The sequence below is a fragment of the Streptomyces sp. NPDC040432 genome, assembly GCF_055595445.1.
The window spans coordinates 100,434-108,796 of sequence record NZ_JBVIVP010000026.1; the positions used below are offsets into that span (position 1 = coordinate 100,434).

An 8,363-nucleotide genomic window follows, 5' to 3' on the forward strand; every position below is an offset into this window, starting at 1 on the left:
GTCACTCCCGGTGCCGTGAAGCAGCTGGAGGGGCCGGAGCCCCGCCTTCCGTGCAGGTCATCCGCCCGTACGGGTGCCCGTGCCCTTGGCCGCGTCCAGCGCGTAGACGCACCGGTCCTTGCTGCACGCGTACACCACGCCCGCCTCCGCGACCGGGGCGCCCGTGATCTCCCCGCCGGTGGCGAGCTTCCAGCGGAGCTGGCCGCCCGCCGCGTCCAGCGTGTACAGGCAGTGGTCGGCCGAACCGAAGTGGACCCGCCCGTCCGCGACCGCCGGGGCACCGGTGATCTCGCCGCCCGCCGCGAACCGCCACTTCGGGGTGCCGGTGACCGCGTCGAGCGTGTACAGGGCACTGCCGGCGCCCAGGTGCACGTTGCCGTTGGCCACGATGACCGCGTCCCCCGAGGGGCGCGGCTCGGTGGCGATGCGCCAGCGGTCCTTGCCGGTGGCCGCGTCCAGGGCGTACACGGTGCCCAGGTAGTCGGCGAGATAGACGCCGCCCCCGGTGACCGCCGCGCCCGGCGCGAACGCCGGAGGTGCCAGGAAGACGGCCGGGGCCTCGAAGTGCCAGCGGACCCGGCCCGAGGCCCGGTCCACGGACAGGACGCGGGTGCCCGCGGCGACGTACACGTTGCCGTCGGGCGCCGGGGTGACGCGGACCGGTACGTTTCCGCAGGACGCCGCGTCGCCGACCGGGTACGACCAGGCCTCCTGGCCGGAGCGGGCGTCGAGCGCCCGCAGCCGGGCGTCCTGCCACACGTAGACGGTGCCGTCGTGCAGGACGGGCGCGGCCTCCGGGGTCTCGAAGTCGCTCTGCGCGCCGGTGAGTTCCCACAGCTTCTGCCCGTTGGACGCCTCCCACCCCTGGACGCCGCCGCCGCGCGTGGCGGTGATCACGGTGCCCCGGTCGGCGCGCAGCGCGTACACCCAGGCCTCGGTGGACAGCCGCCACCGCTCGGAGCCGTCGGAGGCGTCGAGCGCGTACAGGGACGGCCCGTCGGAGGCGTGGATGCGTCCCTCGGAGACCGCCATGGACCAGGCGACGTCCCGCGTCTTGAACTGGCGGCGGCCACTGCCGACGTCCAGGGCGTGCACCTCGAAGGACGTGACGTACAGCAGGTCACCGGCGACGGTGGGGGTGCCCCAGACCTCGTTGGACATGCGGAAGCGCCACGGCCGCCAACGGCCGCTGTCCGGGGACGGGCCGGGAGCCGGGACGGTCCCGACGGAGGAGGATCCCGACGGCCCCGGGATGACCCCCGAGGGGGCCGGGGAGCCGTGCGGCGGGCGGACCCAGCCGGTCGCCGACTGCGCGCCCGCGTGACCGGCCGGAGCCGCCGCGGTCGCCCGCGGGCCGGGCCCGATCGGCACCGGGGAGGCACCGAGGTGGACGGGGTCGCCGGGCACCGCGGGCACCGGCGGCCGGTCCGGGCGCGGCGGCGCGGCCTGACCGGTCCGCGGATCCACCCACGGGTCGGCGGCGCCGCGCGGACGGCGGTGCGTGACGGCCCCGGAGGCGGGACCGGCGGCCGGGCCGCGGACCGGGCCGCGCGCCGGGACGACGGGCGCCGGAGGCGTACGGTGCCCCGCGCGTCGGGCCTCGATCATGGCGACGGCCCGCTCGGGCAGCCACGCCGAGGCCGTACCGCTCTCGTCGCCGCCCTCGAAGAGGTGCGGGGCGAGCTGCGCCTGGAGGTCGGCGGGGGTCGGGCGCCGGGTGGCGTCCATCTGCATGCACGACTCGATCAGTGGCCGCAGTTCCTCGGGCAGCCCCTCCAGGTTGGGGCCCTCGCGCAGCAGCATGAACACCGTCTCGACCGGGTTCGCGCCGTGGTAGGGCGGGTGGCCGGTCGCGGCGAAGACGAGGGTCGAACCGAGCGAGAAGACGTCGCTGGCGCCCTTGACGCTCCGCGAGTCCTTCGCCTGCTCGGGAGACATGTAGGCGGGCGTGCCGACGGCGACGTTCGTCATGGTCAGGCGGGTGTTGGAGACCCCGCTCGCGATACCGAAGTCGATCACCCGCGGTCCGTCCTCGACGACGAGGACGTTGGACGGCTTCAAGTCGCGGTGGACCAGGCCGGCACCGTGGATCGACTGGAGCGCCTCGGCGATGCCCGCCGCGAGCCAGCGCACGCCCTGCGCGGGCATCGGCCCGCACTCGTTGACGATCTCCTCCAGGGAGGGCGCCGGCACGTACGCGGTCGCCAGCCACGGCACCGCCGCCCGCGGATCGGCGTCGACGACGGCCGCGGTGTAGAAGCCGGACACCGCGCGGGCGGCCTCCACCTCACGCGTGAAGCGCACCCGGAACAACTGGTCCTCGGCGAGCTCGGTGCGCACCGTCTTGATCGCGACACGCCGCCCGGACGCCGACCGCGCGAGATAGACCAGCCCCATGCCGCCGGCGCCGAGCCGTCCCAGCACCTCGAAGGGGCCGATCCGTCTCGGGTCGTGCTGCGTCAGCTGCTCCACCACTCGCCTCCACACCTCCCCGTACGGGTCCCCGCCGGACCCGTTCTTCCCTACCCGCGCACGCCGCCGCGCAGGAACACGCATCGGCACGCGCACCGGCACGGTGGTCTGCCCGTGCGGCGTCCCTCACGGGACCGCGCCCCGCCCGCGGGCAACCGGCCCGCCGGGGCGGCGTCCCACTCCGTGCAGCGTCTCATCCCGGGCTGTGCCGGACGTCGCGCAACCTCGATTCTGTCAGGCCCGCGCCTGGTCCGGCCCCGGCTCCGGGTGGGCTTTCACACGTGGCTCCGAAAGGAGGGCGAAGACGGCCCCCTGATTGTCGGCGACGACGGCGATCCGGCCGTACGGCGTGTCGAAGGGATCGGCGGTGACCCGGCCGCCGAGCCGCTGCACGGTGGCGACGCTCTGGTCGCAGTCCGGGACGGCGAAGTAGACGAGGAAGTGCGCGGGCATGATCTCCGGGAAGGCGTCGGTGATCGGGCTGCGCCCCAGGACGGCCGTGTCGGTGCCGGGGGCGCTCCCGGGCGGCGACCAGACGCGGTATTCGTCGCCGGTGTCGGGATCGTCCTGGTCCTGCGCGACGTAGCCGAAGACGCGGGTGTAGAAGTCGTCCACGGCGTCCCGGGCCCGGGTGTAGACCTCCGACCAGCAGTACGTGTAGGGCTCCTGCTGGGCGTCGAAGCCGTGGTGGGTGCCGGGCTGCCAGAGGCCGAAGACGGCGCCGCCGGGGTCGGCGGCCATGGCGGCGGTCCCGTACGGGCCGACGGGCTGCGGGTCCATGACCATCTGGCCGCCGGCGGCGCGGATGCGGGCGGCGCAGGCGTAGGCGTCGGAGGTGTACAGGTACACGCCCCACACGGTGGGCATGCGGCCGTCGGGCTTGGGGGCGAGGGCGGCGACGTTGCGGCCGCGGCTGTAGGCCTGCGTGTAGTGGCCGTAGGCGGCGCCCGCGCTGTCCCCGAAGGCCCACCCGAAGAGCTCGCCGTAGAAGCGCTTGCCCGCTTCCACGTCGGGGAGCGAGGCGTCGACCCAGCAGGGCGAGCCTTCCGCGAATGCGGCCATGAGCCGGGTCCTTCCGTCGTGCGGGGTCATGCGGGGATTTGCTACGGTTTCCGGCCTCCGTGGAGATCGGGGTGATTCGCGCCTCCCCGCAATGATCCGCCCGAAAGGTTGTCCACAGCCTGTTCATAAGACTATTCGGGGGATATCCCACGGTACGGGCCGGGTCGTCCCCGCACCGGGTCGGACGACCGCCCGGGCAAGGGCCGCCCGGCCCCGGCCGGATTCCGCCCCCGGGGACCTCGCGGGACCGCTCCCGCGCAGGCCGGGAGCCCCCTCACCCCATTTGCAGGCGGCCGAATAGCGCGCCGATCCCCCCTCGGTAAGCTGACGGCATGACAGGACAAGTACGCACCGTCGACGGGCGTGTCGCCGGCCGGCGCGGCCAGGCGACGCGGCAGAAGCTGCTCGACTGCCTCAGCGAGATGCTCAGCTCCTCGCCGTACCGCGACGTCAAGGTGATCGACGTCGCGCGCAAGGCCGGCACCTCCCCCGCGACCTTCTACCAGTACTTCCCGGACGTCGAGGGCGCCGTCCTGGAGATCGCCGAGGAAATGGCCACGGAGGGCGCCCAGTTGACGGCGCTCGTCGAGGGCCGCAACTGGGTCGGCAAGGCCGGCTGGGCCGCCGCCGAGGAACTCGTCGAAGGGTTCCTGGACTTCTGGCGGCGCAACGACGCGATCCTTCGGGTCGTCGACCTCGGTGCGGCCGAGGGCGACAAGCGGTTCTACAAGATCCGCATGAAGATCCTGAACTCCGTCACCAACTCCCTCACGGAGTCGATGAAGGAGCTCCAGGCCAAGGGCAAGGTCGACAAGGACCTCAGCCCGGCGGCGATGGCCGGCTCGCTGGTCGCGATGCTCGCCGCGGTCGCCTCGCACCAGAAGGGCTTCCAGACCTGGGGCGTCAAGCAGGCCGAGCTCAAGCCGAACCTGGCCCTGCTCGTCCACCTCGGCATCACCGGCAAGAAGCCCACCAAGTAGCGGCGGACCCTCCCGGGGTCCGCCCGGGGGTCCGCCCTGCACGACCTGCCGAATCCGACCGATCCACCGTCCCGAAACCCTCTTCAACAGGTCTTCACCGGGGCCGCCTTCCCGGGCCCACCCCCGCGGCGCGCAGGTTCAGCGCCGCTCCAGACGGAACAACCTGATCTCGCGGTCGATGCGCGCCTGGTACGTCGCGTACGGCGGCCAGAACTTCAGGACCGCCTGCCACGCCGCCGCGCGCTCCGCCCCTTCCAGCAGCCGGGCCCGTACGGCGACGTCCCGCCCCTGCCAGTTCACGTCCGCGTCCGGATGCTTGAGCAGGTTCCCGGTCCAGGCCGGGTGGCCGGGGCGACCGAAGTTGGAACCGATCAACAACCAGCTCGTCCCACCGTCCTCCGGCATGCACGCGAGCGGCGTGGTGCGCGGTTCGCCGCTCTTCGCGCCCTTCGCGGTCAGGATCACCCCCGGCAGCATCCGCGCGCTGAGCAGCACCTTGCCCCGGGTCAGCCGGTGCACCGCCTTGTCCATCGCGGGAATGAAGTGCGGTGCGATCCTGGCGAACAACATGGTCGAGGAGACCTTCTGCATCAGCTTCACGCCGACGCCCCTGCTCTGGGCCACTGCCATCAGACGGCCGCCTTCTCCGGTTCGGTGGGGGTGGTGGGGGTGGTTCGGCCGCTCGGGGTGTTCCGGTCGCCCACGGTGCTCCCGGTGGCCCGGTCGGGCGGTGCGAACAGTCCCGAGGTGTGTGCGGCGTGCGCCCGCAGGCGGTGGACCGGGCCGAAGAGCAGTTCGTCGGCGGCGGCCCGCTTGAAGTACAGGTGGGCGTCGTGCTCCCAGGTGAAGCCGATCCCGCCGTGCAACTGGATGCCCTCGCCCGCCGTCACCCGCAGCGCCTCCAGGGCCTGCGCGAGGGCCAGGGGTCCCTGCTCCGGGTCCCAGGCCGCGTAGTAGGCGGCGGACCGGGCCGCCTGGACCCGTACGTACAGGTCGGCGAGCCGGTGCCTGACGGCCTGGAAGGATCCCACGGCCCGGCCGAACTGCTCGCGCCGGCGGACGTAGTCCACGGTGCGGGCCAAAGCCTGGTCCGCGGCCCCGACCGCCTCGGCGGCCAGGACGGTGGCGGCGGTGCGCCCGGTCGCGGCGAGTGCGAACAGCACGTCGCCGCCGGCATCGGTGTCGGCATCGGCGGCTCCGCGCCGGGCCCCGACCCCGGATCCGTCTCCGTCCCCGAGCAGTTCGGCCGGTACGTCGCGCAACTGGACGCGACCCTGCGGCCGGGTCTCGTCGAGGGTGGTCTGCCGGGAGCGTACGAGGCCGGGCGCGTCCTCCCGTACGAGGAACAGCAGGGTCCGGCTGCGGGCGAACCCGCCGGTGTGCGCCGCGACCAGGAGCAGGCCCGCGCTGTGGCCGTCCAGGACCTGGGTGACCTCCCCGTAGAGCCGCCACCCCTGCGTGGGGGTGCCGGGGGTCCCGGTGGTGGGGGTGACCGCGCGGGCCTGGACGCCGCCCGCCCGGCCCCCGCCGGCCCACTCTCCGGGGGTGTTGTCGCCGGTCAGCTCCAGGGCGGTGGCCAGTGCGGGGCCCGGGACGGCGAGTGCGGCGCTCAGCTCACCGGAGGCGAGAGCGGGCAGCAGGGCGGCGCGCTGGGCGGCGGTGCCGAGGGTGGTGATCAGGGGCGCGACCAGGACGGCGGTCGCCAGCAACGGCGAGGGCAGCAGGGCCCGGCCGGTCTCCTCGCAGGCGAGCGCCAGGTCGGCGGGGGTGCAGCCGACGCCCCCGTACTCCTCGGCGACGGCGATGCCCGGCAGGCCGAGCTGCCGGGCGAGCCGCTGCCACAACTCGCGGTCGTGCCCGGTGGCGGTGCGGGCGGCGGCCTTGACCTCGTCCGGGCCGCAGCGTTTGCCCAGGATCTCGCGCAGGGTGCGGCGCATCTCGTCCTGCTCCGCGGTGAAGGCGGCGTCCATCGTCGGGCTCCTCCCCGTATCTGACGGGCCGTCATGTTAGGGCGGCGGCGTCGAGATGCACAGGGGCGGGCGACGGGTGTTCACCGGGGAGCGCCCGGCCGGCCGGGCGGCTCAGCCGCGCTCGCGCCGCCGCACCGCCTCCGCCCCGGCGAGGAGCAGGCATCCGGCGAAGGTCATCAGCGCGTACCCGAGGACCTCGTGCCCGGCGGGAATGAGGTGCCGCGTGAAGCCCAGGAAGCGGATGAAGCCGAACCACTCGTGCAGCAGCCCCGAGACGCCCGCCACGACGAGGACGCCGCCGGGAACGCCCAGCACCCCGGACCAGCCGCCCGCCGAGGACGAGGAGCGCGAGGAAGGTGAGGAAGTCATGCGCCGACCGTAGCCGGCCCGGGACGGCCGCCGCGTCAGCCGTACGTCGCGGCCCCCCGCGACGAAAGAGAACAGGGACGACGGAGAACAGGGGCGCACGAAAGAGAAGCAGGGGCGCGCCGCACGGAACGCCCCCGATGGGGGTGCGGGCGCGCACGCGCACCCCCCCCTAGCGTCTGACGTACCGTCAGATATACCGTCGCCCCATGCCTGGACCGACTGGACAACCCCGACCCCCCTCCTCCTCCACGCCCCGACGCCGGGTCGCGGTCGTCGGCGTCGCCCTCTCCGACTGCGGCCGGGTCGACGGCCCCACGCCCTACGCCCTCCACGCACAGGCCGCCCGCAGGGCCCTGGCCGACTCGGGCCTGGACCGCTCCGTCATCGACGGCTTCGCCTCCGCCGGCCTGGGCACCCTCGCGCCGGTCGAGGTCGCCGAATACCTCGGCCTGCGCCCCACCTGGGTCGACTCCACCTCGGTCGGCGGCTCGACCTGGGAGGTCATGGCCGCGCACGCGGCCGACGCCATCGCCGCCGGGCACGCCAACGCCGTGCTCCTCGTGTACGGATCCACCGCCCGCGCCGACATCAAGGCCCGCCGCCGCACCTCGAACCTGTCCTTCGGGGCCCGCGGCCCCCTCCAGTTCGAGGTGCCGTACGGGCACACCCTCATCTCCAAGTACGCGATGGCCGCCCGCCGGCACATGCACGAGTACGGGACCACCCTGGAGCAGCTCGCCTCCGTCGCGGTCCAGGCCCGCGCGAACGCCGCGACCAACCCCGACGCGATGTTCCGCACGCCGCTGACGGTGGACGAGGTCCTGTCGTCCGACATGATCGCCGACCCCTTCACGAAGCTGAACTGCTGCATCCGCTCGGACGGCGGCTGCGCGGTGCTCCTGGCCGCGGAGGACTACGTACCGGACACGGCGAAGACCCCGGTCTGGGTGCTGGGCGCCGGCACCTCCGTCTCGCACACGACCATGTCGGAGTGGGAGGACTTCACCGTCTCCCCCGCCGCCGTCTCGGGCCGCCTCGCCTTCGAACGCGCCGGCCTCACACCGGCCGACGTGGACCTCGCCGAGATCTACGACGCCTTCACGTACATGACCCTGGTGACCCTGGAGGACCTCGGCTTCTGCGCCAAGGGCGAAGGCGGCTCGTTCGTCGAGAAGGGCCGCCTGCTGCGGGAGGGGGACCTCCCGGTCAACACGGACGGCGGCGGCCTGTCGGCCTGCCACCCGGGCATGCGCGGCCTGTTCCTCCTGGTCGAAGCCGTACGCCAACTACGGGGCGAATCCGGCCCCGGGCAGGTCCGCAGAAGGGACGGCCACCTCCCGGAAGTTGCCCTCGCCTCGGGCACGGGAGGCTGGTTCTGCTCCTCGGGAACGGTGATCCTGGGGCGGGGGTGAGGGGGGCGGGGTGCGGCCGGTCCGTGTCAGGGCTGGTTTGGGGGGTTCCCGCCGGTCTCATCGTCTCCCCGTGTCGGGCCGGTCCCTCAAGGGCGCTC

General features: G+C 73.9%; 7 protein-coding genes. 2 read left to right on the forward strand and 5 right to left on the reverse strand.

The annotated features are described in order from the left end of the window. Positions 1–57: 57 nt before the first annotated feature. Both afsK and ACZ58N_RS33670 read right to left on the reverse strand, forming a co-directional pair. The gene (gene afsK, locus ACZ58N_RS33665) at positions 58–2,475 is read right to left on the reverse strand and encodes a protein serine/threonine kinase AfsK (protein ID WP_471167787.1); all 2,418 of its coding nucleotides are present in this window, start codon (positions 2,473–2,475) and stop codon (positions 58–60) included. Positions 2,476–2,706: 231 nt separating this feature from the next. After that, positions 2,707–3,534, reverse strand: coding sequence for a VOC family protein (locus tag ACZ58N_RS33670; RefSeq protein ID WP_471167790.1), 828 nt, complete (start codon positions 3,532–3,534; stop codon positions 2,707–2,709). A gap of 332 nt (positions 3,535–3,866) precedes the next feature. Between ACZ58N_RS33670 and ACZ58N_RS33675 the strand changes: the two genes are divergently transcribed. After that, positions 3,867–4,514: a TetR family transcriptional regulator gene (locus tag ACZ58N_RS33675; protein ID WP_385586130.1), complete on the forward strand. Its 648-nt coding sequence runs from the start codon at positions 3,867–3,869 to the stop codon at positions 4,512–4,514. A 138-nt stretch (positions 4,515–4,652) separates the two neighbouring features. Here the strand turns inward: ACZ58N_RS33675 and ACZ58N_RS33680 are convergent, their stop codons facing one another. From ACZ58N_RS33680 to ACZ58N_RS33690, 3 genes are all read right to left on the reverse strand, one after another. Further along, positions 4,653–5,144 (reverse strand): nitroreductase family deazaflavin-dependent oxidoreductase, encoded by a 492-nt coding sequence (locus ACZ58N_RS33680; protein WP_471167793.1) that lies wholly within the window; start codon positions 5,142–5,144, stop codon positions 4,653–4,655. Next, positions 5,144–6,484 carry an acyl-CoA dehydrogenase family protein gene (locus ACZ58N_RS33685; protein ID WP_471167796.1) on the reverse strand — a complete coding sequence of 447 codons (1,341 nt, stop codon included), beginning with the start codon at positions 6,482–6,484 and terminating at the stop codon, positions 5,144–5,146. The genes ACZ58N_RS33680 and ACZ58N_RS33685 overlap by 1 nt, the downstream gene beginning before the upstream one ends. Positions 6,485–6,595: 111 nt before the next feature. Then, a complete protein-coding gene (locus ACZ58N_RS33690; RefSeq protein WP_471167799.1) occupies positions 6,596–6,853 on the reverse strand; it encodes a hypothetical protein in 258 nt (85 codons plus the stop codon). Between the two features lie 206 nt (positions 6,854–7,059). Between ACZ58N_RS33690 and ACZ58N_RS33695 the strand changes: the two genes are divergently transcribed. Further along, positions 7,060–8,265, forward strand: coding sequence for a thiolase C-terminal domain-containing protein (locus tag ACZ58N_RS33695; protein WP_471167802.1), 1,206 nt, complete (start codon positions 7,060–7,062; stop codon positions 8,263–8,265). The last annotated feature ends 98 nt before the right edge of the window (positions 8,266–8,363 follow it).

What these genes read in the sequence shown, in the direction of transcription:
- ACZ58N_RS33670 (WP_471167790.1), bottom strand. Translation starts at nt 3,534, where the DNA reads ATGGCCGCATTCGCGGAAGGCTCGCCCTGCTGGGTCGACGCCTCGCTC.
- ACZ58N_RS33675 (WP_385586130.1), top strand. Translation starts at nt 3,867, where the DNA reads ATGACAGGACAAGTACGCACCGTCGACGGGCGTGTCGCCGGCCGGCGC.
- ACZ58N_RS33680 (WP_471167793.1), bottom strand. Translation starts at nt 5,144, where the DNA reads ATGGCAGTGGCCCAGAGCAGGGGCGTCGGCGTGAAGCTGATGCAGAAG.
- ACZ58N_RS33685 (WP_471167796.1), bottom strand. Translation starts at nt 6,484, where the DNA reads ATGGACGCCGCCTTCACCGCGGAGCAGGACGAGATGCGCCGCACCCTG.
- ACZ58N_RS33690 (WP_471167799.1), bottom strand. Translation starts at nt 6,853, where the DNA reads ATGACTTCCTCACCTTCCTCGCGCTCCTCGTCCTCGGCGGGCGGCTGG.
- ACZ58N_RS33695 (WP_471167802.1), top strand. Translation starts at nt 7,060, where the DNA reads ATGCCTGGACCGACTGGACAACCCCGACCCCCCTCCTCCTCCACGCCC.